Raw genomic sequence first — 26,270 nt, 5'->3', positions numbered from 1 at the left:
GGATTACGCTCCTTCCTGATTCGCGTCTGACTTTTTGCGGATGGCAATTTCATCGATCGCCCCGTTTTCGGCCTTTTTTATTTCCTGCTTTTGCCTGTCCTTAAACTGATCTTTCAAAGTCTGGATGATCTTTCGTTCCTGGACGGCGCTATTCAGTTCTTTGCGCTTTTGCTCCACCTCTTTTTTCAGATCCTGAACCGTTTGGTTTATGTGTTCAATGGAGTGCTGCAGCTGATCCAGATAGCTGAAACGCAATTTGAGATCGTTCAGATCGACTCTGTCTTGCCTGTCAAACTGCTCCTCAGTCTGGAGCAACAGGTCGTCTTTTGTTTTTAGCAACCGATGCATCTCTTTCTCAGCTTCTACCTGTTTGCTGCGGGCTTTGTGCAATTCCAGCTTTCCCATCGATTCTAAATGTTCTTTAAATTCCAGAACCTTTTGCAATCTAAAATTTTTTAATCGGGCCATGGTACCTTACACCAAATGTTGCATTGCTTCCAATGTCTGCTCAAAGGTTGAGCTTTCGTCAATTTCTTGCTTAAGGAACTCGTTGATGGCATCGATTTTTTCGATGGCCTCATCGAGTTGCGGATTGGTGCCCTTTTTGTAGGCGCCAATATTGATCAGATCTTCCGATTCACGGTAAATGGCCATGATCTCCAGAATTTTTTGAATCAATGCCTTCTGTTGGGGGCTAATCACTTCATTACGCAAACGACTCACGCTTTCCAGCACATCGATCGCCGGAAAGTGGCCGCGGGTGGCAATGCGCCGCGAAAGCACGATGTGCCCATCGAGAATGGAACGGGCCGTATCACTGACCGGCTCGTCCAGGTCTCCACCTTCTACCAGCACCGTGTACAGCCCGGTAATGCTTCCGGCCTCCGAATTGCCGGCGCGTTCCAATAGACGGGGCATCAAAGCAAACACAGAAGGGGTGTAGCCTTTTGTAGTTGGCGGTTCGCCGATGGCCAGGCCGATTTCCCGCTGAGCCATGGCCACACGCGTCAGAGAATCCATCAGCAGTAAAACATCCAGCCCGCGGTCGCGAAAATATTCGGCTATGGTTGTAGCAATTAACGAAGCCTTAATGCGCACCGTGGCCGCCTGATCCGAAGTGGCAACCACAACCACCGAACGCTTTAAGCCCTCTTCCCCCAGGTCTCTTTCGATGAATTCCCGCACCTCACGTCCCCGCTCACCGATTAAAGCAATGACGTTTACATGGGCATTGGTGTAGCGGGCCATCATGCCCAATAAAACAGATTTCCCTACGCCACTGCCGGCAAAGATTCCCACACGTTGACCTTTACCCAGGGTAATCAAACCGTCAATAGCGCGTATGCCGGTAGTCAAAGGCGTGTTGATGCGCTTACGTTTCAAAGGATTGGGGGGATAATTGAACACCGGGCGGAATTGCTTGGAAATAATGGGGCCTTTCCCATCCATGGGATTGCCCAATCCATCCAGAACACGCCCCAAAAGCATATCGCCCACAGGAACCTTTAAAGGCACAGGCGAACGTTTAACGCGGCTGCCCGTGGCTACCCCCAGGGTCTCACCAAGGGGCATCAATAAGATGGTCTCATCTTTAAAGCCCACAATTTCGGCCTTGATTTTTTGTCCCTGCCTGGTAAAGATTTCGCAAACATCGCCCAGGCTTCCATTGCGGCCTGTGGCTTCGATGACCACCCCGGTTATCTTTTTGACCTTGCCATCCACGGCAATGGGGTTCATCTCAAAAATGCGCTCAATGTGCCGTTCAAATCGTTCCTGTAAGGTCAGCATGGCTATTTTTCCTCATGAATCAGCTGATTGGCCAATTCTTCTATCTGTGCATCAAATTTTCCATCTACGTAAAATTGTTTGGTGGTAATAAAAGCCTCGCCCTTTTTTAAATTTTTACCTTCCACAAAAGTCAGTTCCATCTCTCTGGGTAAATGCAGCTCTTCCTTGATGTCTGAGCTCTTGAGATCGGGCAGGAGCATAGGATGAACTTCTACATTAACTTGCTTTTCATTCTGCACCTCGCGCAACATTTTGCGCAACTGGTCCAGTAAAATCCGATCGTGCTCTTCGGTTAAAGTTAGCTGCATATCCAGTACTCTGGCCGCGATCTCCTTGGCCAGGCGCAGCAAAGGCTTTTCAACTTTTTCCAGAGACTCCTTAAATTCTTTCCTTACGCGTTCAATTTCCTCTCGGGCTTCCGCAATGCGCTCGTTGGCTACGCGCAGCGTATTTTGTTTGCCCTCTTCATAACCGGCTTTAAACGATTCTTCCCGCGCCCGTTGTAATTCCAGCTCCAGTATCTTGATGCGATCTTTTAAAATCTTGATTTTTTGCGTTTCAACCAGAGCCGCTGTTTTTTTCTGATCCGCAGCGCCACTCTCGTTGTTCGCTCGTGTGTCAAAAAGTTTGGACTCAATATTTTTAACCGGTTTTTTAACTTTAATTCTGAATTGTAACATGGGAATTTTCCTTACTCAATCAATTCTTCTTCTTCGCCTCTGACCAGCATAATCTCGCCCTGCTCTTCCAGGCGACGGGCGACTTCCAGGATTTCCTTTTGCGCCTGTTCTACATCCTTAATGCGAACAGGGCCCAGGTAATCCAGCTCTTCTTTTAACATCTTGGCCGCCCTTTCGGACATGTTCTTGAAAATGCGTTCTTTTAATTCATTGCTGGTCGCTTTTAGGGCCAGGGCCAATGTCTTGGAATCAATCTCTTTCAGAATGCGCTGAATGGTGGCATTGGGCAGATGCACAATATCTTCGAACAGGAACATGAGATTGGTGACTTCTTCTGCCAGGTGCGCATCGCGTTCCCGCAAATTGGTCAAAATGTTCTTTTCGGCTGACCGGTTCACCGAATTCAGAATTTCGGCCACGGTTTCTACGCCGCCCGTTTTGCTCAGATTGCCGCCAAACAGATTGCCTAACTGCTCTCGCAGTACATTTTCAATGTCTTCCACCAACTCGGGCGAGGTCTTTTCCATGGTGGCAATGCGATAGGCAATTTCATATTGCATTTCTTCCGGCATTTCAGAAATAATGGCCGCCGCCTGTCGTGGTTTGAGATTGGAAAGGATCAGAGCCGCCGTTTGCGGATGCTCGTTTTGTAAAAAGTTGAGTAGCTGTTTGTCGTCAACCGTTTGTAACAAATAAAAAGCGCTTACTTCCGTCTCTGCTTCCACCTTCTTAATAACTTCCTCCGCCCTCTTTTTCCCCCAGGCCGACTCTAACAATTCTTTAGCGTAATCAATCCCTCCCTGAACAATGAATTTGTTGGCCATCATCATTTCGTAAAACTCGACGATGACCTGACTGACCATTTCGGCCGGTACATTTTGCAGGCGGGCCATTTCGAGTGAAATTTTTTCCACTTCGTCTTCTCTTAAATTTTTAAGAAGGTTGGAAGCTTTGTCCACGCCGAGCGCAATCATCAATAAAGCGACCTTCTGAACAGGCGAAATTTTCTTTCTTGTGTTTACTACTTCTGCCATGGTTTATTACCTTTTATTGTCTTCAATTAGCCATGTTCTGATCAACTTAGCCGCATCGTCGGGTTTTTCACTGACGAACTGGTACACTTCATTCGTCATTTTATCATTGGCCATCAATTTGGCCCGTGCTTCCGGACTCAGCTTTTTCATGAACAGGTCGGCCGGCAGAGCCGGAGGTTCTTCAACGCTGACGCTACCTGTAAGCTCGGCTGTTGCCTGGCCTTCCTTTTCCGGCGAAGCGATTTGCTGCTTTTCCGAAGCTGCGCCGCTGGCCAATGCAGGCGCTCCTTCCGGACCAGGAACGATCAGGTTATTGATGCTGGTCTTCAGTAAATTGCGTAGTAAAATGAATCCTAATAACAATCCCAGGGCTACCAAACCGTAAGTAATTAATTGTTGCCAGAAATCGAAGCCGATTTGATCGATGAGTTTGGGCTCTTTAACCTCAGGCTGGTGATTGACCAATTGCATATTCTGGACTTCGACCACGTCACCGCGATCCTCATTAAATCCCACGGCACTTTTGACCAGCGCCGCTATCTGATTCAGCTCTTCCTCACTCCTGGGCGCATAGCTGAGAGTTACCTTGCCATCTTCCCCCACTTCCTTATTGTACTTGCCGTTGACCAGCACAGCCACTGCCAGTCGTTTAATGTTTCCGGAATTGGAAACATAGCGTTCAATGGTCTTACTCAACTCGTAATTGGAAGTCACTTTGCGTACAGTGTAATTATTGGTGGAATCCACCTGATCATTGGAAGATTCGGTGTATTCTTCCTGGCTTAAGAGGACTTTACTGTCCGGATCATATTCTTCGCGCGTTCGTTCAATCTGGTCAAAATCCAGCTCAGCAGTCACTTTCACCACGGCGTTGTCCTGTCCTACAATGCCCCCCACAATGCTTTTGACTTTTTCTTGCAAGGCTTTCTCGATGGCCTGTTGCATCTGGTACTGACTACTGACATTGGTTAACAGATTATCTTCTTTTTTGCCTTCCAGCAAAACGTCGCCACGTGAATCCATTACTACTACATTTTCCGGCTCAATGCCCTCCACACTATTGGCCACTAAAGAGGCGATGCCGCGGAGTTGCAGATTGTTCAGTTCAGCGCCAGGTTTTAAATTAAGCACTACCGAAGCGCTGCCCTTTTTGTTCTCTTCAAAAAGTCGGTCCTCCGGAATGACTAAATGCACCCGTGAGCTCTGCACTTCTTCGAACTGATTGATGGTGCGCATCAATTCACCTTCCAGCGCCCGTTTCATATTTAAGCGCTGCATGAAGGTAGTCATACCCATCTTATTGTTTTCAAAAAGTTCATAACCGGTAATGGTATCTTTGAGATAGCCGGCCTGGGCGTATTTTAAACGCAATTCGGCCACCGCTTCCTTGGGAACGTAGATGCTTTTTCCTTCGTCTTCAATGCGGTAGGGAATGTTGGATTCACGTAAATCGCTGACAATAGAACTGGCTGCCGAGGCATTTAAATTGGCAAACAGTAAACCGTATTCCGTGCGATTGGCCCACAAAATGAGAACAATCAATGCAGAAATGAAAGCCAGCAATACAGTGCTGATAATCATTCTTTGCTTCAATGAATATTGCTGAAATATTTGCCAGAGTTTTCCAGCTACCTGGTTCATTTACCTATTCTCCCGCTATTAGTTAGCTCACACCTGCATGCGTGATAATTCCTGGTACGATTCGAGGAGTTTGTTGCGCACTTCCAGCATTAATTGAAAGCTGAGCTTGGCTTCTTCCAGCGTAGCCATGGCCTGGTGTAAATTTTCGGATCGTCCCTGGATAACGTCGGCCACTTCCTGGGCTGCATTTTTCTGAGAGTCATTAACCGCCTTGACAAACTCGCTGATGGTGTCGCCAAAGCTTTTGATCTGGTCGCCTTTTTTACTGTCTTTTTCCAGGGGTGATGAAGCGCGTCCCTGCAATTCCCGAATATTGACACTTTGTAATTTGTTAATTCCAGCCATAATTTGTCTCCTTAACCTGTTACATCCAGTAACATTCCAGACAGAGATGTTTGTCCGTTCGCTTTGCCATAAAAGGCAAAGGTGGTATCCAGTTCAAAAAGTCGTTTTAAAGTCATCTTTTCTTCCTTGCTTAAAATGTCGGCTGGCATCAAGGCTTTGTTTTTTTTCAAACCTTTGATGCCGGTCCAATTTGCCAGACGCTCAGCAGGTTTGGCGACCTCGGTTTTTTTAACAGCCGGGCTGACCTGCTGATACGTTTTTTCCAAATGTTTGACGGACCAATTATTGGATGATATCTTCATAGTTCCACCTAAATGTTGAGTGCCTGTTTAGCCATTTTCTTGGCTGCATTCAGAACCGTGGTATTGGCTTCATAGGCGCGCGAAGAAGAAATCAGATCCACCATTTCCTCCACAATATTGACATTGGGCATGCGCACGTAGCCATTCTCATCGGCTCGGGGATGGCCGGGATTGTAGACCAATTTTTCACCTTTAACCTCCACAATCCGGGCTTTTAAAGGCTGACCGGGTTTGGCCTTCAGAGGGCCATCCGTTTCCAGCATGGCTGGCAGATGATTTTTAGATCCCTTGCGTAATTTCATGGAGAGCTGATTTAAAAACTCGGGGCGGCGTATGCGACTTCCCTTTTCTTCCACCACCATCTTTCTGTGGTAGAGTTTACCGTTTTTATCCGGGGCGCGCTCCGCATTGGCGATATTTTCCGCAATAACATCCATTTTGCGCACCTGACTATTAAGCCCGGACATGGTCCATTTAATGGCTGAAAGAATTCCATTGGTCTTCATGGCTTTTCACTCCTATTGTGTACGTCCGGTAATACTTGCTCCAAGCATTCGATACACATTGCCCAACACCTTGCTGGCAAATTCAAAGCGGATTTGATTGATGGCCAGCTCACTCATTTCGCGGGTCAGATCCACCTCTTTTTGCGCGCTGTCGCTCTCTTTTACTTTGCTTTGCACAGGCGTAGGCGTGGCAATGTGGCATGCCTTATCGGTTTTCAAACTGCCTTCCAGACGCGCCTTCAGTTCCAAAGAAAAATCGGTATTAACTCTCCGGTAGTTGGGATTATTGGCATTGGCGATATTTTGGGCAATGGCCTCATGTTGCCTGGTGTACACATCCAATGATTTCTTGAGTAGATTTACATTCTGTAATTCAAATACTTTCATCTTTCACCTCCGCTTTCATTAATACAAGCCGTGTGCCAATTTTTGCCAGAGGATTCTGAAGCGTCAGAACAATGACCTTTACTAATTGTTTTTTAAAGGATTAGAAAACATTCGACTTATCTGATCGTCCGGATTGATTTGAACGGAGAAAGGGATTGGGGGAAAATATTTCCTTTACTACAATTAATTATTTCCCTGCGTTCAAAAATCCATGCAAAAAAGCGTGGAATGCACATAAAAAAAGAGCCCTGTCTGTTGAAATGAAAGTACAAGGCTCTCGTAAAAAATCGTGGGATTCAGATGGACTATTGTTGCAATTGTTCAGAGAAAGAGTGCAGGTTGTTAAAAGGGATGCGCTCCAGGATGTTCAGTATCTGGTCCGAAGTCAGTCCAAGATGCTGAACGGAAGCCATCAAGTTCTGTTCTTCAAATTTGTTGAGCACCAATCCCGATTTAAAATAACTAACCAGTAAATTGGCCAGATTAATGATGTGCATCAAATCCGGATAGGCATCGAACTGATCAAGCTGATGATGAAATTCAATGGCGTAGGCCAGGCGTTCTGGAAGCTCCCACAATTTGGCCAGTTTAGCTCCGGCCTCGGTATGGTCGGCGTGGAATACTTTGCGTTCCACCTCGACCAACGAGAGCTTCTGGTCGCTGTAAAGATTACGGTAGAACATGGGATAAAAGTGATCAACCCATTGATCCAGAACAATTTTGCCAATATCGTGTAACAAGCCGGCCGTGTAACCCAGTTCGCTTTCAATTTTACGGGTTTCGCGGGCAATCTCTTCAGCCGCTTTGGCCACGCCCAGCGCATGTTGAAACAGGCCGCCTTTGCACAAAGAATAACCATTGTCCGCATCTTTGTAATAATATTCGGTAAAAATGGAAAAGGTCAGCAACAAAATACGTCGTTCCCCCAGCATGACAACCGCTTCGTCGATGGTATCGATTCTGTTTTTGGGATTGAAATAGGCTGAATTACACAAGTTGATGATTTTGGCCGTTAATACCTGATCCTGCCTGATCTCTTTACCGATAGCGGCCATAGACACCTCGGAAGCATGAATCATGCGAATGACCTTTAGTGCAATTTGGGGGATGGGTTTAATTTTATGAATTACTTCATCAATGCTCTTCAGTTCGGGAATCACATCATGTCTGCGGCGCTGCATGAAATTAGAGCCGGTTAGACTGATATCCACTTTAAAATTCAGGAAATCGGCGGTCATTTTGTAGCCAAAGTAGCCGCCTGTTTCTTCCTGCACTAACTCAATTTGCTGTTCGGTCAAGAATTGTTCAACCAATTCGGAGGTACGTCCCCCAAAATCGAAAGCAAGGTCCATTTCGGAAACATCTCCCATCAAAGCGCCGCCAGCCAGATAGGCCTTCATGTTTTCAGGATGAGCGCCGACTTTTTCCAGCTCGGCCAGAAAGAGAGGCAAACCTGTGCTGGCATACTTTTTAGGATCGGGCACACTAACAACACTCGATGGCTCGGGCAATAAGATATGGTACAATCCGCCCACCTCAGACTCGGGATCGAAAATAACCAGGCCAACGCAACTTCCTAAAAAGGCCTGAGCACTGATATCCGTCTTACGCGTTACAAAAAATTCTCCGGAAGGAACGGTCTCAATTCGATTCATGATTCGTCTACCCATCCTTGTTGTTTATATTCGTTCAATTTATTTCTGAGCGTGCGAACGGTAATGCCTAATAGATCCGCTGCTTTAGTTTTATGATTATTGGTCTTTTTTAAAGCGGCGAAGATCAATCGCTTTTCCATCTCGGCCAGAGGCATGACTTCTACGCTTCCATTATCACTGCCCGCAGGAGTTCTGGCTCCCTCTTCCTCAAATTTAAAATGTTTTTCGCTGATCACTTCCTGCTTACCGGAAAACAGAACAGCCCTTTCCAGCATGTGTTGTAACTGCCGTACGTTCCCCGGCCAGTCGTACTCCATAATACGTGTCATCAAAGAAGGGGCTATGGTTTTTTTCTCAAATTTATACTTCTTTTTATATGCGGACAGAAAGTGATTGATGAGTAGTGGAATGTCTTCCCTGCGCTCACGCAAAGGCGGCAGGGTAATGGGGAAAACATTCAATCTGAAAAACAGGTCTTCTCTGAATTTTCCGGAATTGATCAATTCATCAATATTTCTGTTGGTCGTGGCAATTACACGCACATCCACGGGAATCTCTTCCGTACTTCCGACGCGTGTTATTTTCATCTCTTGCAAAACACGCAACAGTTTGGCTTGCAGCGCATAAGGTATTTCGCTGATTTCATCCAGCAGAATGGTGCCTTCATTACACTCTTCAAAAATACCTTTTTGCTGTCGGTAAGCGCCACTAAAGGCGCCTTTTTCATGTCCAAACAATGTACTTTCAAATAGCGTTTCCGGAACCGCAGCACAATTGATTTTGCGGAACGGCTTATCGGCACGATCCGAGCGATCATGGATAGCCTGGGCAATCAATTCTTTACCGGTACCACTCTCTCCCCGAATAAATACTGTGGCATCGCTATTGGCCACAATATCGATGTGTTCCAGAACCTCTTTAATGGATTCACTCTGGCCAATCAGTTTGAAGTTAGCCTTGTATCGTTCTAATTTCTTTTTGAGAGAAGTATTTTCTTTCTGTAAATTGCGGAACTCAAAATAGCGTTTTACGCGGGATTCAATCTGATTGATGGAAAAGGGTTTGGTAATAAAATCATAGGCGCCGTTTTGCATGGATTCTACGGCGCGTTCGATAGTGCCATAGGCGGTAATAACAATGGCTCCAATATGGGGCTGCCTTTCTTTGGCCAGACCAACAAGCTCCCCCCCTTTAATGCCTGGCATCATTAAATCGGTAATCAGCAAATCTACCTTATGTTCATCCAAAATTTTGAGCGCTTCGTTACCCGAAGCGGCAATGAGTACCTGGTAACCGCACGATTTGAGTGTCTCCTGCAGGACCAGTCTTAAATGGGCGTCATCATCAACCACAAGAATTTTATTCTGCTCCATGGGCCTCCACGTTCCTGACATCCTTATCAAAAAGTAACTCGGTTAAACTTTCTTTATTCACGGCATCGTGTTTGATTTAAATCCTGGCTATGGTAAAGCGTTTTGACTTCGGGCCAGGTCAATCTATTTATTTCTGCGAAACAAGACAAAATCGAATTGTTCTTGCCCTGATAGCGTTTTTCTACATTTTTTAAAGATGATTTCCTGGCACGATTAAAATTCATTGTTGTGTTAGCTATCGGTAAATTTAGACGATTCTTTAGAAACGGCGAGCAATTATTGCTTTTGTTGCTGATAAGAATGAAGCGCTTGTTTATTCTTTAATTTTTGGCGTAATTCTTTCTCTTTAGCGGCCACAGACCGGCTGGCTTCCTCGGGACGAATTTCCTTCAATATCTTTTTGAGACGCTGAATTTCCTCCTTTAAGCGCTTGATTTGCTCTTTCAATTGTTGGTTTTCTGATTTGAGTTCTAATTCATACGAGGCTCTTTCAAACAGAGAAATAATTTGATCAATGCGAAAGGGTTTAATCATGTAATGGAATGAAAATTCGCGCATGGCCTGAATGGCGTATTTGATATTATGGTAACCGGTCATGATAACCACAATCAAATCGGGAAACCTTTCTAACAACTTGATGCCCAGTTCAATACCATTCATCCTCTGGTAGCCGAGATCAAGGTCTAAAAGGGCCAGGCCAAGTGATTCATTTTGGGCGCGTAACAGTGCCTGCTCAGGGTCTGCTGCGGTCAGAACCTTGAACTGATGTTCCCGTAGGCCTTCGGAGATCATCTCAACAATGGCAGGGTCATCGTCAACAATTAAAATGGATTTTTCTTTAAACACCTGTTACCTCAAAAATTAATTGCCTCTCTGCTTTATTGTTCGTCTGTTGGCAATGATTTTTAATGATTGACCAGGCTATTGGTACGCAATTCATCGAAAAGACGCAACCATAGCTGATTAATGATCTCGTAGCCCTCCTTACCGGATTGCGGATAGTTTATGGAAACATATTTCAATGCGATTTGGATACTATCGGACTGATTTGCAAATTGTCCTTCCACTTGCTCCTTCAGGCTGCTGCACAGGCTTTCAATGGTAAACAGATCGGCATTAGGGAAAATGAAAAAGGCGGTGTCCAGGGTCAGCCAGATGACATCGCCCAATTTGCCAAGCTTTTCCTCAAAGATTGCCTGATAACTCTGGACGACATCATTTAAGGCCACAGAAGACAACATTTCATGCCAGAATTGCAAGCGGAAAATGGCAAAAGAAACAGGCACCAACCCTAACCTCGCCTCATGGATGCGGTCTTTAATGATCTTGCTGATGATATTTTCCAGGCCGCGGCGATGTCTTTTTAGCGGGCCAAATACATGAAAGATCGGAGCGACCAAATTACTAAACACCGTCAATATATTGGTCGTGGATAGCGATGGATCGTTTTCGCCCTCATAGACATGAAAAATAAGGAAACCGTTAATTTGTTCATGAAATCTCAATGGAAACATGTACAGGGTTTTAATGGCTTTGGGAAGAGGATGTACTTCATCTCCAATTTTAATTTTTTCTCCAATATTGCGAAATACAGAGGGACGTTCTTTGCGAATAATGAAATTGTTGATCGGGGTCAGGAGATTAAAATGTAATCTCTCTTTAAATGTTTCATCAAAATTCCGGCTCTTAACAATCACAAAACGCTCTTCTTCTTCTTTGAACCTGGCAATACCCACATGCGGAATTTTAAAATATTCCACAAGAGTATCCAGAATCATATCCAGGGCAACGCCAAAATCCGTTACCTGATTAATCAGCGAGACCACTTCGCTCAACTGAATGGCCACTTCACTTATGTCTATCTTTTTATTGGTCATTGTAACCTCGGTCTCTTTTAATTAGTAGGGATGAAAACATCGTATCCCTGATCTTCAACCTTTTTAAGCGATTCCACAATTAATTCATCTTTTAAACGATAGATACGCACGCTATTTAATGTTTCATCGGAATGAAAGCCCACCCCATTGATATCAATGTGTACATTGGGATAAAGGCATTCCTGCACAATGATCTCTTTCTTCAACCGTTCTTTCGAGGCCTCTTTTTGCAATAAAATTTCTTCATCGTCCAGTTGAACCAGACGAGATTTCAATCGTTTGATCTCCTGCTCGATGAACTGCATTTCCAGAATCTTTTCTTCGGAAATTTGCTTAACCTGTTTTTTTAGAATCTGTAAAAATTTGGACCGTTTTTCGAGTGTGGACAAACGAAGCGCCAGATCGGTTCTCAGGCGGCTTAGTTCCCATAATTTTTTTTGCGAACTGTTGCCAGCTACCGAGAAAATCTTTAATTCTGTGTAAATATTTCTGTCTGAGCCCACCGTCTTAACTTCAATCCCTTTTTCGGATGTAATGCTCCCCCCTCGGATCTGGCCCTCTTTTTCTTTTACCACAACCTTACCTCCGGCGGACACATGGGAATTGATTATGTAACGCGAAACCAGGACATCGCCCCGTACGCCCACAGTGGCATCCTGAATGAAACCACAGGCTAAATTTCCGGCAGCCAAGATTTTAGCCCGTTTTTTACCCACAACCCCGTATTTTATGGTAATATCTCCCTGTTGAGAATAGATGTGAGCTGCTTCAACACTTCCATTGATGACAATGGAATCACGCGCTTCTACCTTAAAACCAGAACGCACATCGCCATCGATGATGACCGGGCCATTGAATTTGATATTGCCCGTACCGTAATTTACATCGCTATGAATATTCAACACCTGATCGACATGAATCAGCCCTCTTTGCAAATAAGCCGAGCCATCAATGGCCGCCCTAAGCTCAAGCCCATCATCGGATTGCACGGTGTTGTTTCCGGCAGGAAGCGGAATATCCTGTCCGTCTGAGGCAATGTTCTTTCCGGTAACAGTTACTCCATCCTGGCCTTTTGTGGCTGGCTCTTTACGAACCAGTAATTGATTTTTTTGGACCGGAACAAAGGTTAGCGCCTTTTTAAAATCAATTCGCGTTTCATCTTCCTCAGGAGCATCATGCGCCTGTCCCTGACCTTTAATGGCTATTTCCCAGATCAGGCGGGCATCCCGACCTTTAACCGGAGGTTGACCTCTGGCAATCAATTTTTCGTAAACGGGCTCGCGCTTTTTCAGGATATCGTCAATTTGATCCCACAAAAGCCCTTTTTTGATTCCGGCTTGTTCAATGGCCTGTAACAATTCCTGCCTGTGCGGAAAGGTGGCGCCCTTTATAGGGATTGTTACATAGGCAGAAAGTTCATCCTTACTGAGCGTTAACTTGATCTTTTCCAAAACGATTAACCTGTTGCTGCATGTCTTTGTGATTCACTTGCTTCTTCAAAATCGAACAAAATTTGCGCAACTTTACCACAACTACATTCATAAATAATGCCAATCAGGTCATCATCGTTGAATACCGGCGTGATTTTTCCATCATGTTGGGTTTCAGAAACACGAAAAGCGTGTTCAATTCTTCGTTTGGAATGGACAACAACCTGATCTTTTTTGATTATTTTATTTCGTATGGGGTTTAAACCACTTTTAGCCTGAAACACCTTGCTCTGATCCCTGCTGAATGAGCTCTCATTCTCCATAATCATTCCTCTTCCAATTATTTAAAATATTTGTCAATGTGCTCCTGAGATACCTGACTGGTTCTTACGGTATCTTCTGTGTGTTCTGAGAAGGCATTTATTTCTCCCTTACTCAATTCCTTTTCAATGGCGTCAATCACATCCTGCCCTAAAATACTGTTGCCTTTAATCCGCAACGAAGACTGGAAAAAGTAAAGAAACTTACTATAAATAGCCTTCAGAATGCGATTAACATATTCCAGTTGCTGCGTGGTAATATCTTGAAACTGGAAACTGTAAAATATGTCCTGTGCTTCATTCTGGATGGCTTGAATTTTTTGGGCAATCGGTTTAACCGCACTCTGGTTCAAAAGCGTTGTTTTAACCATTTCTAACTCTTCGATGATATGTTCCAGATGATCCATCACCTCCTGGGTAGCCATTTCGGTCGTTCTGGAAACATTGGTCAGATTTTCTGTAGCAGTGGGCACTTTGTTCTTTCCTTCTCTCATAAAGGCATTGATTTCTAACATGAGTGGGATGATATCTTTAACAAATTGAAAAAGATCATCGAGAATGGGGATCGTTTGGGAATCTACCCTGGCAGACAACTTTAGTTTTTCGATTTTTAACAACAATTCATCCACCCCCAGAGCTTGCTCCATGGCTCCTCCCTGTTATCTCTGACTAAAAATATCATGTATTTTTTTGCTTAAAATTTCCGGTGTAAACGGTTTTACTATGTAGGCATTAACACCTAACTTTATAGCTGTTAAAACATCTTCTTCCATTCCACGTGTGGTAACCATCAGGATCGGTAATTCTTTGAAACGCTCCATTTTGCGTAACTGCTCGACCAATTCACGGCCATTCATTTCCGGCATATTCCAATCGGTCATCAACAGATCAAATTCTTGTTCCTGTAATTTTTCCAGAGCATCCACGCCATTTTCTGCTTCTTCAAAATGGTTGATGCCCAGTTGTTTTAATGAATTGGCAATAATCCGGCGCATGGTTGGCGAATCTTCTACAAATAACACACGTTTCTCTTCAATCATTGCCATACCTCGTTTTTGGATTACTGCTTCAAAAAATGTGCCATTTAATGAAACCGTTTGTAAAGCACTGAAATGGCCTTCACCGGCTTTTAAATTTCCTTCTGAGAAGAAAATTTTTCCTGAATGGGGTCAATTTGTTCCTGTAAGAAGGCGCCAATCCTGGTTTCATCAAAATAAAAAGTAAATATTCTGTCAAAAGGAGCAGCAGCTGAGGCCAATCCTGTTTTGCACTGGGGCAATCCGATGCTAAACCTTTTCTCTTGAATATGATTGGCCATAAATTGACCGGCAATGGTATTGCCCAATTCATTCAAGCCATCCATTACCTGCTCATCCTGGGAGATCGGTTCACCCAGCATCTCCGTTACCAATTGCCTAGCAAAATCCTTTGAAAAAAAGAGAAACAACCTGGCCTGGAAGGGTTCCAGGATATCGACCACAACCTGATAATCATCGCTGCTGAAAGCCAGATGTAATTCTTCTTGCCGAACCTGCAACAAATCCTGAAAAATCAACTGCTCTGCCGATTGTGTTATGGCTTTTTCCAGTGCGGCAAATTTTTGTGCGTCTTCCATACTAATCCCCCTTATCCATTACTTAATTCAGAATGCCTTTTAGTATTTTGTACACTTCCGGCAATTTAAGCGGTTTTTGCAATACCGCGTACGCATGATTTTGGAGAAGCATCTGTTCTGATGCCTGATTTTTTAAGCTGGTAACGACCACAACCGGAAGATGATTTAGCCGGGGAGAGGCTTTAATGCGTTTGAGTAATGAAGTCCCATCCATTTCCGGCATATTGAGATCGGTAATTACCACATCCACTGGTTTCTGCTGAAGCAAATTCAGGGCCTGCTGGCCATTGCCAGCCTCCAAAAAGGTTATGTTTTCAAGTCCGCAAATTTCAATGCTCTTTTTGATTAATGTCCGAGCAGTACTGGAATCATCCACAATAAGCACTTGAGCCATATTTCCTCCTGTCTTTTAAGTTACAATATTTTCGGCGGTTGCCCCGGAGAAGTAATCCATATCTTTCCATCCTCCATATTTAGAGTGACTGTCCGGCTGTAATCGCTTCCCACATCTTCGGCAATGGCGCCCAATTTAAACCGCCAGAGGAGCTTTTTAATGGCCAGAACATTTCGTTTTCCAATGTTAAACTTTTCGTTTTTATCAAGAATATTGGCCCCGCCAATTAACTTAATCCAGACCTGACTGTTCTTCTTCACACCCATTTTTTTTAAGCGATCGATCACACTTCGGATGGCCGTATCGGCAAAATAGCCGGGTTTTTGCCGGGCGCGTTCCGGATTCACGGAAGAATCGGGCAAAGCCACATGCGCCATTGCAGCCAGCTTTAATGATTCTGAATAGAAAATGATGGCCACACAGGAGCCCAGGGCAAAGGTTTTAATCTGCGCCTCGGGTTGATTGGTTACCACAATGTCGCCTACTCCACAAATTAACTCTCTTTTCACAACGTTCCATCCAGGTATGCTTTAATGATTTCCGGAATCCGTTCAATGGCTGCCAAACGTTCGGCTCCTCCTCTCAAATAGGCTTCTTTTGGCATACCAAAAACAACCGAGGTCGCTTCATCCTGAGCCACGGTCCGCGCTCCGGCCTGGCGCATCAAGGCCATGGCTTCGGCCCCGTCGTGGCCCATGCCGGTTAACATGACTCCAATGGCGTTGCTCCCCACATGACGCGCCATTGAGCGAAACAACACTTCCACTGAGGGCCGGTGCCCATTGACCCGCTCTCCCCGACGGCAGATTACCCGATAGGCGCCCTGGTAACGCACCACCTGCACATGGTAATCGCCCGGAGCGATCAGCACCTGACCGTTTTTGATGAGATCGCCGCTCTGGGCCTCCTTGACGGACATCCTGGTCTGTTCATTCAGGCGCTGAGCAAACAGACGCGTAAATCCGGCAGGCATGTGCTGAACGACGACCATACCCGGAGTTTCCTCAGGCAAAGCGCTGACCAGAGTTCCCAAGGCTTCGGTACCCCCGGTAGAAGCTCCAACGGCAATCACCGTACGTTCTGTTTTCAAAGAACAATCCAATTTTAATGTGTGGGTCGTCGGCTGGAAACGGTTTTTAACCAGAGGGCCGACATTGGCTCTGGCAGCCGATTTTATTTTGTGGCGCAATTCCGAAAGCAACTTGTTTAGCCCGTTCCGAATGTTCTGGCTCGGTTTTAACACAATATCAATGGCCCCGGCATAGAGCGCTTCCAGAGTTGTGCGGGAATTTTTCTCGGTCAAAGAGCTGACCATAATGACCGGCAGCGGATTTTGGCGCATTAACTGTTTTAAAAAAGTAATTCCGTTCATGCCTGGCATTTCAACATCCAGAGTTAAAACGTGGGGCTTTAATTGCTGAAGGAACCGTCTGGCCTGAAGTCCGTTAGCCGCCGCCCCTACCACCTGGATCATCGGGTCCTGTTGCAATCCTCTGGACAATACCTGCCGCACCAGAGCCGAATCATCTACGATCAGCACCTTAATTTTCTGCAAGCGCAACTCCTTTTTGGTAAATGGCTGGTTGCAGATATCGGAACAAAGCATTCTGTGGAGCCAGACTTTCTGCATGTCCGATCATCAAATATCCCCCGGGTTCCAGGAATTGATGAAATTTTTGTAAGAGACGCTCTTTGGTATTTTGATCAAAGTAGATCATTACATTGCGACAAAAAATGACATGAAAACGGTTTTTAAACGGAAAGTCATTCTGGTTGAGATTCAGTTTTTTGAACAGGATTAATGATTTAAGTGCTGGCTTAACCTGGTAATGCTTTGCGTCCCGTTTCAAAAAATATTTTCGAACGTAATGAGCGGGTAAGTTGGCAACGTTGTCGGTCTGGTAAACTCCCTTTACCGCCTGTTCCAGAGCTTCGGTTGAGATATCGGTTGCCAGCACTGCGCTTCTCTTCTGAGCCAGATTCCAGCCCCAAAATTCGACGAGTTCCATAGCCAGTTGGTAGGCCTCTTCGCCAGTAGCACAACCGGCGGACCAGACCCGTAATTTTTCCCGCCCCCCATTTTTTGTAAGCATCCGACTTAAAGGAGGCAGAGCATGCTTTTTTAAAAATTCAAAGTGTTTGGCTTCGCGATTGAAATAGGTGTGATTGGTAGAAAGGCGATTCAACAAAATAGACAGCGCCATTCCGCTAGCATCCTGAGCCAGATAGCGCAGATAGGCATCAAAATCCGTGAATCCATGGTTTCGCAAAACTTTTTGCAAACGCGCAATGACCAGCGATTTTTTCTGTTCGGTCAGTTTAATGCCGGAATAGCGATGCACCAATCGCTGTAATTTAGCAAATGATTTTTCTGTTAAACCATAGGCATACTTCATGGGACCACCGTACTAAAATTCACCAAAATCGCCATCCTCAAAATCCGGAACTTCCTTACCGTTCCCATTGCCATTATTACGGTTCAAAACGGCCACCTTTTTTCTTTCTTTTTTATTCACCTCTGAATCAAAATTCTGATCATAGATGTCATTAAAGCGCATAGGATTAGAACCATTCATCAGTTTGAAATGGCCCAGCATTTTTTGCAAATAGCTTGCCTGGCTGGAAAGCTCATCGGCAGCAGCCGCACTTTGCTCGGCGCTGGCCGCATTGGCCTGGGTCACCTGATCGACCTGTTTCAGAGCTGCGCTTATCTGTTCAATACCGGCAACCTGTTCTGCCGATGCACTGGTAATTTCATCGATCAAATCGCTGACTTTAATGGTATTTTGAATAATGGATTGTAAAGATTCAGCTGTCTTGTTTGCAATATTGGTTCCCGTCCGAATTTTTTGCGTAGAATTTTGAATGAGTTGTTCGGTCTCTTTGGCTGCCTTGGCGCTGCGCTGAGCCAGACTCCGCACTTCTTCCGCTACCACGGCAAAACCTTTACCATGAACCCCGGCTCGTGCAGCCTCGACCGCAGCATTCAAAGCCAGTAAATTGGTTTGAAAAGCGATCTCATCGATGACTTTAATGACTTTAGAAATCTGGTTGGAAGAAGTTTCAATTTCCCCCATGGCTTTTAACATCTCTTCCAGTTGCAAATTGCCGTGTTCTGCGTATTTTTGGGCTTCCGAGGAAATTTGATTGGCCCGGGCTGCGTGCTCTGAGTTCTGACGGGCCTGAGAGGCAATTTCCTCAATCGAAGCCGCGGTTTCCTGAAGAGCACTGGCCTGCTCGGTTGCCCCCTGCGAAACAGCCTGACTGGAATCGGCCACCTGATTGGCTCCGCCCTGGATTTGCTCCACGGAAATCACAATGGCTTGCAGAACTTCATGGAGGGCCTTTACCGTCTGATTTAGCGCCTTTTCCATTACGCCAAATTCTCCGGGATGCTCGGCATCAATTTCTATGCGCAAATCGCCTTCTGCCAGCTTTTTTAGAGCCTGTTTAATTTCATTGACCGGCGAAGTCATGGTCTCCAGCGTTTGATTAAATCCCGTTAAAATTTCACGATACACACCCTGCAACCGACTGGCATCGCTACGATATTGCAAATTGCCATTCTTGGCTTCTTCTACCTGCTTAATTCCTTCTTCCACCAGGGTTGTAAGATTGGAATGAATTTCGGAAATGGCGCGGGTCAGACCACTCAATTGCCCGGGCAATTCTTGCATGATGGTTTGCAGATTACCCCGCGCATATTCGTTCAGGATATCGATGGTTTGCGTAATCGGTTCCACAACTACATCCAATGCCTGATTCAGGTTTGTTAAAACCTGAGCGTAAACACCAGACAACTGATCGGCACGACAACGCGCCTGAATATGTCCTTTTTGCTGCTCCTGGATCAAGGCATTCAATTCCTGAATCATAATTTGCAGACTGCTCTTCACTTCCTTTAAGGCTTTGCCCAATTCATCCTGTTCAGATAGCACGTCAATCTCTTCATCCATGTTGCCTGCGGCCAGTTGTCGGGCATTTTCTACCTTGCGCCAAATGGCTTGCGACATCGTATTAAAAGCCTGAACCAGAGCTCCCAGTTCATCATCATAGGGATACTTGATGGCCACGTCTAATTGACCTTCTGATAATTTAAGGGCCTGCCTCTTCAATTGTTTTAGAGGGATGGTGAGCCGCCGGGTAATTTTAATGACAAACAAAACGATGGCCCCTATGCCCAACAATGATAACAGGATCAGAATGTTTGTAGCAAAACGCAGCGCTTTGTACTTACTTTCCAGTGATTGTCCAACGATCACTTTGCCCAGCGGTTTGCCTTTGCTGACAATGGGCGCTTCCATGAATAAGGCTTCCTGTCCATACCAGATATCGGCATTTGTTGAGCGATTAACGCCTTCGGTATTTTCCCGGCCATAACTGAAAAAAATGTCTCCTTTGTCGTTGACTACGCGAACAAAGGATATTTGAGCATTATTGACAAATCCACTTAACGATTCTTTAATCAATTCCTGATCTCCAAATTCCAGTCCAGTCTTAACAGCTTCCACGGCCAGATTGACAATTATTTTATGTGAAGCCTCCATGTTTTGCTCTAAGGCCATAGAAGTAATTTTCCGGATAAGCACAACTCCGGCAAGAATCATCACCAACAGCATGGGAATTAGCAAAACGATTAATTTATTCTTGAGGCTCAGTTTTGAATACCACATGACTGTATCCTTCCCTGTTTTTACTTGATGATTTCACTTATGCCCAGTTTTTGCTGTAATTCGGGCGTGAATTTAGCAGCGAATTGCGGTTGGAATTTCAAATTGACAACCATGTGTAATTTCTTCTGCGCGTCCTTGAGCAACGTTAAAAATGCGCCAGCTTCGGCATATTGTTTAGAGCAGGAAACCACAGAAATGTTCTTCTTTTTTGCTTTTGATAAAATATAGATCATACTACTCTTTTCCATAAATAATGGATCATCAGCAACAAGAAGAACACTCTCATCATCAACTAATTTGAGCTGGCTCCCCAATTGACGCGTATCTTTAATGGGAAATAATTTGACTTTCAGATTAAAAGCCTTAGCCGCCCGGGCAATCGGTTTTTTCTCACTGGCGATTAAGCTCTCATTAATGAGCAATGCAATTTGTTTGGCCTCAGGGAAAATTTGCCGAATGGCATAAAAATATTGATTCCAGCTAACGGCCCCGGCCCAACTGAACTGCCATGAAACAAAAATGATTAGACCTATGAACATACTCTTTTTCATGGAAATCCTCCTGGAATTTGCTTATTTCTTCATCTGTTTCCTATGAGTTCTGCAACACAGCCTTTCAGGCTGATGGAATAGAAGATCATCTCCCAAAAGACCAACTGAACCGAAATATTCATCCTGGCCACGTTCCCCAGGTGACAGTTGATTCTGATTTTCATTAAACTCTTTTCTATTTTGTTGGTTGACCATACAACTTCCTTGTTTTAAAAACCTATTGTTCACTTTGGCCCAGCTGTAATCCTACCGACTCTTCATCCGAGGTTTCGTCATACAAAATGGTATTCATATTGACAATCATCTTAACCGCCGAATCGAATTTGGCCAGTCCCTCAATAAACCGGCTACGCTTCCTTCCAACCTCGGGCGGCCTTTCAATTTGCTGACTATCGATATTCAACACCTCGGTAACGGCGTCTACAATTAATCCCACTTGAATATCATTCAAATAAACAACGATGATGCAGGTTCGCTCATCGTATTCCCTTTGCCTTAGAGCAAAACGTACCCTGACATCAACCACAGGAATTACTTTGCCCCGCAAGTTAACGACGCCCTTGACATAGTCGGGTACATCCGGCACTCTGGTGATAGGTTGAATGTTAATGATCTCAACCACGTAACGAATTGGAATAGCGTACTCACCAGAACCTAAGTTAAAACAGAGATATTTATTTTTCTGAGTTTCTACTTCATCGAGTACATCCTCTGCCGCCATTTCCTTTCTCCTTTAAATACTTCCTTTGCGTATCATTTGCGTTATTGTTTTTAAATCCAGCACCAGACAGATATCTCCTTCTCCCAATATGGCGCATCCAGAAATTCCCTGCAGCTTTCCCAGATATTTGGGTACGGGTTTTAGCACTAACTGCTGCTCGCCTACCACTTCGTGAACCCAAAAGCCAATGGCTTGTTTTTCCATTTGGGTTACAACCACGATTCCCTCATCTATGGGCATCCACTCTGTACTCAAATTGTGTAAGCGATCTAATCGAATAACTGGAATAAGCTCATCCCGAACTCTGATCACCTCCTGCCCATCGACTAAATCGATGACCTGATCCTTCTGGACATGTAAAGATTCCCGAATATCCAGCATGGGAATGGCGTAGAAGGTGTCTTTTACACGCATCAACATACCATCGATAATGGCTGTTGTTAAAGGAATCTTAAGCTTGATAGTCGTACCCTGTCCCTCCTTTGACTCAAGGGAAATATGGCCTCTGATTTTTTCCACATTCTGTTTTACCACATCCATGCCCACCCCCCTGCCGGAAATATTGGTTACCCGATCTGCCGTAGAGAAGCCCGGCTTAAAGATCAGGTTGTAAATTTCATAATCCGAAAGTTGGGTGTGACCTTCCGGGAGCAAATGACGCTCTGAAGCCTTTTTTAGAATTTTTTTCTTATCCAGTCCACGCCCATCATCTTTCACTTCAATCCAGATTTCCCCGCCCACCTGCTGGGCACTGAGCACAATATGTCCTGTAATAGGTTTTCCCTTCGCTTTGCGTTCCTCCGGCGTCTCAATTCCATGATCTATCGCATTGCGCAAGATATGAATTAAAGGATCGGAAAGATTTTCAATAATGGAACGATCGACTTCATTTTCAGCCCCAACAATTTCCAGCTCTGCTTCTTTATCTCTTTTAACAGAGATATCGCGCACTAATCGGCGCATTTTTGAAAAGAGTCCTTTTAATGGCACCATGCGCATGGAAGCCGACAGGTCCTGTAATTCCCGGATATTTTTTCGCAGATAAGTAAGGGCCTTATCTAAAGATTCATTTTCCGAGGTTTTTATCAGAGGATGCATGGACAGCATGGTTTCGGCAATCACAATTTCGCCCACCAGATCAATGAGCTTATCCAATTTCTGGACATTTACGCGTACCATCTCGGTCGTAGCCTTTGCTGAACTCTGGCGCGACAGTTTCTCCTCTAGCTCGTCCAAAGTGGATTTCCCGGCAGGCTGTTCTTTTTCGGCCGTCGTTTGTCCAACCTCTTTTCGCGGTACCATTTCTCTCAACAGATCGATTAAAGCCAATTTACCAGGAATGACGGGCGGTTTGCCATCGAGCAGATTGTTAACCGCAGCGCGTAAAAAATCGATAATTTTTAATATTAACGAGATCTGGCGGGTCGAAAGAGTGAGTTCTTTATTGCGGGCCAGGTCGAGCACCGTTTCAGCCTGATGGGCCACCTCGGCCATATCTTTAAAATTCAAAAAACCGGCATTACTCTTCAAATTATGCAAAGCTCTAAAAGCCTTTTGCAGGCTGTGCTCATTATTAGCATCTTTCTCCAGTTTTAAAAGCTCCTGTTCCAGATTTTCCAATAATTCGGTTGCTTCTACAATAAATTGTTCAATCAATTCGTCGGTAATGGGTGATTCCTGGTCTGGCTTTTCTGCCGGTTGTGTCGGTTGGGCCGCCTGAGCTTCCTCACTCTTTAGCATGTCATTAATCCGGGTTAAAACAGTCTGATTGTTCCCCTGATAGCCGTCTTCAGAGAGAGTTCGGTTTAAATATTTAAAGAGGGCATGCAGCTCATCACAAGCTTCAAAAAACAGATCGGTCATCGTTTTAGTGAGTCTTATCTCTCCTTTTCGCAATTTGTCCAGTAAGGATTCTAAGGAGTGGGTCAGTTCACTGATGATTTTCAATCCTAAAAAGCCGGCACTACCCTTAATGGAATGAAAAACACGGAACAGATCATCGATTAATTCCGAACTCACAGGCTGATTATTGGTGGCCAAAGGCTCCAGGAACAGCAAAACAGCTTCGGCTTTCTCTAAGCCTTCCAGACCTTCCTGAACAAAATCGAGGAGTATCTCTCTGTCTTCAGGGTTGCTTAATTCCATTCCAGAACACTCCACAGTTTATGAACTTTCCTGCAATGATTCGGCCATATTCAACTGAAATTTTGAGGAATATTGCTGTTCGTTCTTTTTAAATGCCGAAAAATCATTGGTAAAGCGTAAACGCTCTGTAATAGGGTCTACTGTAATCAAAACATGTTCCAGAGGTCTGGAAACTTTTACCACATGGCCAGGGGTGGCAATCAGCACACCAGGTTCAATTTTACCCAACACTTTTATGAACGATGGCGTTTGCTGGACATAACTCCTCTGGCAAGAGATCAGATATGCCTTATTAGCCAGATAACTCTCGAATAATTTTTCATAATCATCAATGGCTTTGCCGTAGTTCTCAAACGTCAATTTCAACGATTCAAAAAGACGAATAATGGAGCTATCCAGCATAATTCGTTTTTTGCCCGCTTCTTTCAGACGTAAAAAATATCCCAATAACGTTTGCTTTTCCTTTTCCAGACGATCCTTTACTTCCTTAATCACAAATTCTTTAGCATGCATCTTTTTTTCAAATTGTTCAATTTGAGAGACAAACCATTTAATCTCATCATCTTTAACATAGGAAGGGCCTAAAAAAATACGCGAACTTCCTTTGATATTATTGGTTACCAAACCTTTGCGACAACGGATTTCTGAATTATCAATAAAATTAGCCCAGACTTCATCATGGGAGATGACCAGAGAATGGTGGATGCCCTCACTGATTAACACTTTGTCTCTGGCATGAACCTCATATTTTTTAATAAATGGGGCGATTATTTTACCCTGTGCAATGATCTTGCTTGTACTGACCTCTTTTGTGTTGTCGATTCCTTCCAGAGCCTGAATATTACCCCCGGCTTTGATATAGGAGGAATGAATGGCCCCCACAACAAACACATTGGAAGGGCTTTCCAGATAGGAGTGGCTGTGAATATCCTCAGCGACTCTGACTGCAATTTCTTCACTTACCTTGCCATGAATTTCTCCAACGCCTTTCACCGTTAACACCGGATACACGAAGACTCGCCCGTCTCTGGTCTGGTGGGCGCTACCATCGATTAATGAGACGATGGAATCATCGATCACCACACTGTTCCTGGCGCAGAAAATATCCAGTTTATTAAAATCCAGTTTTTCCTGCTTTTCAATCCGGCCATTGGGATATTTTAGCACTTTTACAAAGGGCTCTTTAACAGAAAGCAGGGTGGCGTTTCGTTTTACGAAAAATTTTTCTTCAAAACTATTAAAAGGCTTTCCCTCCAAAATGGCCTGCAAAATGTCTTGGGCAAAAGCATCGATTCCAAAATACACATCAAAATAAGGGGGCTCATCCTGAAAAAAAGCCCGGGCAACGGGTACCTGAGTTACATCGATTCTGCTCAGCAAAGGGAAGGAGTCAGGCAGATAACCACTCACCATTCCGGCATTTTTTAAGGCTTTGATCAGCGCCCCTTTGGTAGGTGTTCCCATTAATTTTTCAGCAAAAATAATCTTTCCGCCCATTAATGAGAACAAACGAAGCTTTGCCTTATTTCCCTGCGACTCACTCAAAATAGGCCTCCAGTTTATTAACCAGTTCTTTGGTCGTGAGATAATACGCTCTGAACGCTTGTATTTTTTTTCTGAACTCGCCTTCCGGATAGGCAATACGGTTATCCAGATCAATAGATGATTTCAGAGCTTTAAAAAGGTCTTGAGCGCTCAATGGTTTTTTTAATTCTCCCTGGTGAGGAAATCGCCGCGCAGCAAGATAATTTTTATTAAAGGATTTGGAGAAAAGAAAAAATATGGCTATCTGTTCGTCCGCCTCCTCTTCATAGAAATATTTCATGAGTAATTGTAAATCTATGAAGTTAAGCTCAACATTTACAAAAATGACTTTAATATCCTTTTTTCTTGTAATAGACGATGTTCTACCCCAATTGTAAAGTATCTGGTAATCGATATTGAACGCTCGGGCAACCTGCACGAACAATTGAATGGTAGACTCTTCATTGTCGATGAGCAGAATCTTAGCCGCCATACCCAACCTCCTTTTATTGCATTGGTCGAGGGGTATGACTACTTTTTAAACACTTTGGACGCATAAATTTTTAAAAAGCACGAATATTGATCACTTTCCCCTTTTTCCGCCCAGGCTGTACTTGAAAAGTATTTCCCAAGGATTGGTTTGTTATGGCAAAAATTCATTTTAAGTTGTAAGACCTTTCGTTTCTCTCCTTTTTAGAATACTTCTTTCAAAAGATAAAATGCTTTAGCGTGCGAAAATTTTTGTGCTGAAGATCCTAACCCCCCCGGCCCCCTTCCCTTCTTTTAATAAAGGGAAGGGGGAGCAAATTGTACCGCTTTGCTGAGTTATGCTATAACATATTAAGATGTTTTTTCAATATTTGCCTATTTTGTGAATGCTTTGCCTGTACGGTGTACAGACGGGCCTGTCCCCGAAGATCGGGATTTTCGCTGCGCTCCAACCGGTTGTAGCTGCCAGACAATTAAGAAAATTTCCCACGCAAGTCTTCCCCCTCTCCCTGATTTTTATTCTGGGAGAGGGGGACCGAGGGGGTGAGGGCTAATTCGTGAAAAGACTTCCGCTGTTGGAGGGGAAAAGTTAAGAGTGTAAGAGTTAAAGGGTTCTGCGGCATCGGCCTGTCATTATTTAAAGAAGTTTTTGGGTGCGGCTTTGCTGGCTTAGAATACTTCCTTCAAAAGATTTAATCCCGCCACAGCGGGATGCGAAAATTTTTATGCTGTTTTAGGGAGGACGTGTTGAAGAATTGGTTTAAATTATTTCTGCGAATATCTGCTAAATCTGCGCGAAATATAATTGTGATTAAAACAG

Annotated in this window: 29 protein-coding genes; all 29 read right to left on the bottom strand. The window is 44.4% G+C overall.

Annotation, left to right across the window (positions count from 1 at the left end):
* Nucleotides 1-3 precede the first annotated feature (3 nt).
* The gene (fliJ, locus tag ACWB0I_RS16805; protein WP_479389244.1) at nucleotides 4-468 is read right to left on the bottom strand and encodes a flagellar export protein FliJ; all 465 of its coding nucleotides are present in this window, start codon (nucleotides 466-468) and stop codon (nucleotides 4-6) included.
* Nucleotides 469-474: 6 nt separating this feature from the next.
* A complete protein-coding gene (gene fliI / locus ACWB0I_RS16800; RefSeq protein WP_479389243.1) occupies nucleotides 475-1,788 on the bottom strand; it encodes a flagellar protein export ATPase FliI in 1,314 nt (437 codons plus the stop codon).
* A gap of 2 nt (nucleotides 1,789-1,790) precedes the next feature.
* A complete protein-coding gene (locus ACWB0I_RS16795) occupies nucleotides 1,791-2,468 on the bottom strand; it encodes a FliH/SctL family protein (RefSeq protein WP_479389242.1) in 678 nt (225 codons plus the stop codon).
* 11 nt (nucleotides 2,469-2,479) lie between these two features.
* Nucleotides 2,480-3,502 carry a flagellar motor switch protein FliG gene (gene fliG / locus ACWB0I_RS16790; protein WP_479389241.1) on the bottom strand — a complete coding sequence of 341 codons (1,023 nt, stop codon included), beginning with the start codon at nucleotides 3,500-3,502 and terminating at the stop codon, nucleotides 2,480-2,482.
* A 6-nt stretch (nucleotides 3,503-3,508) separates the two neighbouring features.
* Nucleotides 3,509-5,143 (bottom strand): flagellar basal-body MS-ring/collar protein FliF, encoded by a 1,635-nt coding sequence (fliF, locus tag ACWB0I_RS16785; RefSeq protein ID WP_479389240.1) that lies wholly within the window; start codon nucleotides 5,141-5,143, stop codon nucleotides 3,509-3,511.
* 27 nt (nucleotides 5,144-5,170) lie between these two features.
* Complete coding sequence (gene fliE, locus ACWB0I_RS16780) at nucleotides 5,171-5,488, bottom strand: flagellar hook-basal body complex protein FliE (RefSeq protein WP_479389239.1); 318 nt, start codon at nucleotides 5,486-5,488, stop codon at nucleotides 5,171-5,173.
* 11 nt (nucleotides 5,489-5,499) lie between these two features.
* Complete coding sequence (locus tag ACWB0I_RS16775) at nucleotides 5,500-5,790, bottom strand: hypothetical protein (RefSeq protein WP_479389238.1); 291 nt, start codon at nucleotides 5,788-5,790, stop codon at nucleotides 5,500-5,502.
* An 8-nt stretch (nucleotides 5,791-5,798) separates the two neighbouring features.
* Nucleotides 5,799-6,296 carry a flagellar basal body rod protein FlgC gene (flgC, locus tag ACWB0I_RS16770; RefSeq protein WP_479389237.1) on the bottom strand — a complete coding sequence of 166 codons (498 nt, stop codon included), beginning with the start codon at nucleotides 6,294-6,296 and terminating at the stop codon, nucleotides 5,799-5,801.
* Between the two features lie 12 nt (nucleotides 6,297-6,308).
* A complete protein-coding gene (locus tag ACWB0I_RS16765; RefSeq protein ID WP_479389236.1) occupies nucleotides 6,309-6,683 on the bottom strand; it encodes a flagellar basal body rod protein FlgB in 375 nt (124 codons plus the stop codon).
* A gap of 305 nt (nucleotides 6,684-6,988) precedes the next feature.
* Nucleotides 6,989-8,338 (bottom strand): HDOD domain-containing protein, encoded by a 1,350-nt coding sequence (locus ACWB0I_RS16760; RefSeq protein WP_479389235.1) that lies wholly within the window; start codon nucleotides 8,336-8,338, stop codon nucleotides 6,989-6,991.
* The gene (locus ACWB0I_RS16755) at nucleotides 8,335-9,711 is read right to left on the bottom strand and encodes a sigma-54-dependent transcriptional regulator (RefSeq protein WP_479389234.1); all 1,377 of its coding nucleotides are present in this window, start codon (nucleotides 9,709-9,711) and stop codon (nucleotides 8,335-8,337) included. Before ACWB0I_RS16755 ends, ACWB0I_RS16760 begins: the two co-directional genes overlap by 4 nt.
* 276 nt (nucleotides 9,712-9,987) lie before the next feature.
* Nucleotides 9,988-10,557: a response regulator gene (locus tag ACWB0I_RS16750; RefSeq protein WP_479389233.1), complete on the bottom strand. Its 570-nt coding sequence runs from the start codon at nucleotides 10,555-10,557 to the stop codon at nucleotides 9,988-9,990.
* A gap of 59 nt (nucleotides 10,558-10,616) precedes the next feature.
* Nucleotides 10,617-11,588 carry a GAF domain-containing protein gene (locus ACWB0I_RS16745; RefSeq protein ID WP_479389232.1) on the bottom strand — a complete coding sequence of 324 codons (972 nt, stop codon included), beginning with the start codon at nucleotides 11,586-11,588 and terminating at the stop codon, nucleotides 10,617-10,619.
* 17 nt (nucleotides 11,589-11,605) lie between these two features.
* The gene (locus ACWB0I_RS16740) at nucleotides 11,606-13,039 is read right to left on the bottom strand and encodes a DUF342 domain-containing protein (RefSeq protein WP_479389231.1); all 1,434 of its coding nucleotides are present in this window, start codon (nucleotides 13,037-13,039) and stop codon (nucleotides 11,606-11,608) included.
* 5 nt (nucleotides 13,040-13,044) lie between these two features.
* Nucleotides 13,045-13,347 (bottom strand): hypothetical protein, encoded by a 303-nt coding sequence (locus ACWB0I_RS16735; RefSeq protein WP_479389230.1) that lies wholly within the window; start codon nucleotides 13,345-13,347, stop codon nucleotides 13,045-13,047.
* 11 nt (nucleotides 13,348-13,358) lie between these two features.
* Entirely contained in the window at nucleotides 13,359-13,985 is a 627-nt protein-coding gene (locus ACWB0I_RS16730) for a hypothetical protein (protein ID WP_479389229.1), read from the bottom strand.
* Nucleotides 13,986-13,997: 12 nt separating this feature from the next.
* On the bottom strand, nucleotides 13,998-14,378 hold the full coding sequence (locus ACWB0I_RS16725; RefSeq protein ID WP_479389228.1) for a response regulator: 381 nt from the start codon (nucleotides 14,376-14,378) through the stop codon (nucleotides 13,998-14,000).
* 89 nt (nucleotides 14,379-14,467) lie between these two features.
* Entirely contained in the window at nucleotides 14,468-14,953 is a 486-nt protein-coding gene (locus ACWB0I_RS16720) for a chemotaxis protein CheX (protein WP_479389227.1), read from the bottom strand.
* Nucleotides 14,954-14,975: 22 nt separating this feature from the next.
* Nucleotides 14,976-15,347, bottom strand: a complete 372-nt coding sequence (locus ACWB0I_RS16715; RefSeq protein ID WP_479389226.1) for a response regulator — start codon at nucleotides 15,345-15,347, stop codon at nucleotides 14,976-14,978.
* Nucleotides 15,348-15,367: 20 nt separating this feature from the next.
* Nucleotides 15,368-15,856 (bottom strand): chemotaxis protein CheD, encoded by a 489-nt coding sequence (locus ACWB0I_RS16710; RefSeq protein WP_479389225.1) that lies wholly within the window; start codon nucleotides 15,854-15,856, stop codon nucleotides 15,368-15,370.
* Entirely contained in the window at nucleotides 15,853-16,902 is a 1,050-nt protein-coding gene (locus tag ACWB0I_RS16705; protein WP_479389224.1) for a protein-glutamate methylesterase/protein-glutamine glutaminase, read from the bottom strand. Before ACWB0I_RS16705 ends, ACWB0I_RS16710 begins: the two co-directional genes overlap by 4 nt.
* Nucleotides 16,889-17,743: a CheR family methyltransferase gene (locus tag ACWB0I_RS16700; RefSeq protein WP_479389223.1), complete on the bottom strand. Its 855-nt coding sequence runs from the start codon at nucleotides 17,741-17,743 to the stop codon at nucleotides 16,889-16,891. The genes ACWB0I_RS16705 and ACWB0I_RS16700 overlap by 14 nt, the downstream gene beginning before the upstream one ends.
* A gap of 12 nt (nucleotides 17,744-17,755) precedes the next feature.
* Entirely contained in the window at nucleotides 17,756-20,020 is a 2,265-nt protein-coding gene (locus ACWB0I_RS16695) for a methyl-accepting chemotaxis protein (RefSeq protein WP_479389222.1), read from the bottom strand.
* Nucleotides 20,021-20,040: 20 nt separating this feature from the next.
* Nucleotides 20,041-20,571 (bottom strand): hypothetical protein, encoded by a 531-nt coding sequence (locus ACWB0I_RS16690; RefSeq protein ID WP_479389221.1) that lies wholly within the window; start codon nucleotides 20,569-20,571, stop codon nucleotides 20,041-20,043.
* Between the two features lie 29 nt (nucleotides 20,572-20,600).
* A complete protein-coding gene (locus ACWB0I_RS16685) occupies nucleotides 20,601-20,735 on the bottom strand; it encodes a hypothetical protein (RefSeq protein WP_479389220.1) in 135 nt (44 codons plus the stop codon).
* A 53-nt stretch (nucleotides 20,736-20,788) separates the two neighbouring features.
* A complete protein-coding gene (locus ACWB0I_RS16680) occupies nucleotides 20,789-21,292 on the bottom strand; it encodes a chemotaxis protein CheW (protein ID WP_479389219.1) in 504 nt (167 codons plus the stop codon).
* Nucleotides 21,293-21,304: 12 nt separating this feature from the next.
* A complete protein-coding gene (locus ACWB0I_RS16675) occupies nucleotides 21,305-23,437 on the bottom strand; it encodes a chemotaxis protein CheA (RefSeq protein WP_479389218.1) in 2,133 nt (710 codons plus the stop codon).
* A gap of 18 nt (nucleotides 23,438-23,455) precedes the next feature.
* Nucleotides 23,456-24,982, bottom strand: a complete 1,527-nt coding sequence (locus ACWB0I_RS16670; RefSeq protein WP_479389217.1) for a FapA family protein — start codon at nucleotides 24,980-24,982, stop codon at nucleotides 23,456-23,458.
* Entirely contained in the window at nucleotides 24,975-25,454 is a 480-nt protein-coding gene (locus ACWB0I_RS16665) for a hypothetical protein (RefSeq protein WP_479389216.1), read from the bottom strand. The genes ACWB0I_RS16670 and ACWB0I_RS16665 overlap by 8 nt, the downstream gene beginning before the upstream one ends.
* Nucleotides 25,455-26,270: the final 816 nt, after the last annotated feature.

The sequence above is a fragment of the Caldithrix sp. genome, assembly GCF_056497305.1.
Note: the sequence above shows the minus strand (reverse complement) of the source record. Positions and strands in the feature narration are given on the sequence as shown.

What these genes read in the sequence shown, in the direction of transcription:
- ACWB0I_RS16700 (WP_479389223.1), bottom strand. Translation starts at nt 17,743, where the DNA reads ATGAAGTATGCCTATGGTTTAACAGAAAAATCATTTGCTAAATTACAG.
- ACWB0I_RS16665 (WP_479389216.1), bottom strand. Translation starts at nt 25,454, where the DNA reads ATGGCGGCTAAGATTCTGCTCATCGACAATGAAGAGTCTACCATTCAA.
- ACWB0I_RS16765 (WP_479389236.1), bottom strand. Translation starts at nt 6,683, where the DNA reads ATGAAAGTATTTGAATTACAGAATGTAAATCTACTCAAGAAATCATTG.
- flgC (WP_479389237.1), bottom strand. Translation starts at nt 6,296, where the DNA reads ATGAAGACCAATGGAATTCTTTCAGCCATTAAATGGACCATGTCCGGG.
- fliI (WP_479389243.1), bottom strand. Translation starts at nt 1,788, where the DNA reads ATGCTGACCTTACAGGAACGATTTGAACGGCACATTGAGCGCATTTTT.
- ACWB0I_RS16760 (WP_479389235.1), bottom strand. Translation starts at nt 8,338, where the DNA reads ATGAATCGAATTGAGACCGTTCCTTCCGGAGAATTTTTTGTAACGCGT.
- ACWB0I_RS16725 (WP_479389228.1), bottom strand. Translation starts at nt 14,378, where the DNA reads ATGATTGAAGAGAAACGTGTGTTATTTGTAGAAGATTCGCCAACCATG.
- fliE (WP_479389239.1), bottom strand. Translation starts at nt 5,488, where the DNA reads ATGGCTGGAATTAACAAATTACAAAGTGTCAATATTCGGGAATTGCAG.
- ACWB0I_RS16720 (WP_479389227.1), bottom strand. Translation starts at nt 14,953, where the DNA reads ATGGAAGACGCACAAAAATTTGCCGCACTGGAAAAAGCCATAACACAA.
- ACWB0I_RS16690 (WP_479389221.1), bottom strand. Translation starts at nt 20,571, where the DNA reads ATGAAAAAGAGTATGTTCATAGGTCTAATCATTTTTGTTTCATGGCAG.
- ACWB0I_RS16795 (WP_479389242.1), bottom strand. Translation starts at nt 2,468, where the DNA reads ATGTTACAATTCAGAATTAAAGTTAAAAAACCGGTTAAAAATATTGAG.
- fliF (WP_479389240.1), bottom strand. Translation starts at nt 5,143, where the DNA reads ATGAACCAGGTAGCTGGAAAACTCTGGCAAATATTTCAGCAATATTCA.
- ACWB0I_RS16695 (WP_479389222.1), bottom strand. Translation starts at nt 20,020, where the DNA reads ATGTGGTATTCAAAACTGAGCCTCAAGAATAAATTAATCGTTTTGCTA.
- fliJ (WP_479389244.1), bottom strand. Translation starts at nt 468, where the DNA reads ATGGCCCGATTAAAAAATTTTAGATTGCAAAAGGTTCTGGAATTTAAA.
- ACWB0I_RS16685 (WP_479389220.1), bottom strand. Translation starts at nt 20,735, where the DNA reads ATGAAAATCAGAATCAACTGTCACCTGGGGAACGTGGCCAGGATGAAT.
- ACWB0I_RS16715 (WP_479389226.1), bottom strand. Translation starts at nt 15,347, where the DNA reads ATGGCTCAAGTGCTTATTGTGGATGATTCCAGTACTGCTCGGACATTA.
- fliG (WP_479389241.1), bottom strand. Translation starts at nt 3,502, where the DNA reads ATGGCAGAAGTAGTAAACACAAGAAAGAAAATTTCGCCTGTTCAGAAG.
- ACWB0I_RS16730 (WP_479389229.1), bottom strand. Translation starts at nt 13,985, where the DNA reads ATGGAGCAAGCTCTGGGGGTGGATGAATTGTTGTTAAAAATCGAAAAA.
- ACWB0I_RS16745 (WP_479389232.1), bottom strand. Translation starts at nt 11,588, where the DNA reads ATGACCAATAAAAAGATAGACATAAGTGAAGTGGCCATTCAGTTGAGC.
- ACWB0I_RS16675 (WP_479389218.1), bottom strand. Translation starts at nt 23,437, where the DNA reads ATGGAATTAAGCAACCCTGAAGACAGAGAGATACTCCTCGATTTTGTT.
- ACWB0I_RS16680 (WP_479389219.1), bottom strand. Translation starts at nt 21,292, where the DNA reads ATGGCGGCAGAGGATGTACTCGATGAAGTAGAAACTCAGAAAAATAAA.
- ACWB0I_RS16735 (WP_479389230.1), bottom strand. Translation starts at nt 13,347, where the DNA reads ATGATTATGGAGAATGAGAGCTCATTCAGCAGGGATCAGAGCAAGGTG.
- ACWB0I_RS16755 (WP_479389234.1), bottom strand. Translation starts at nt 9,711, where the DNA reads ATGGAGCAGAATAAAATTCTTGTGGTTGATGATGACGCCCATTTAAGA.
- ACWB0I_RS16775 (WP_479389238.1), bottom strand. Translation starts at nt 5,790, where the DNA reads ATGAAGATATCATCCAATAATTGGTCCGTCAAACATTTGGAAAAAACG.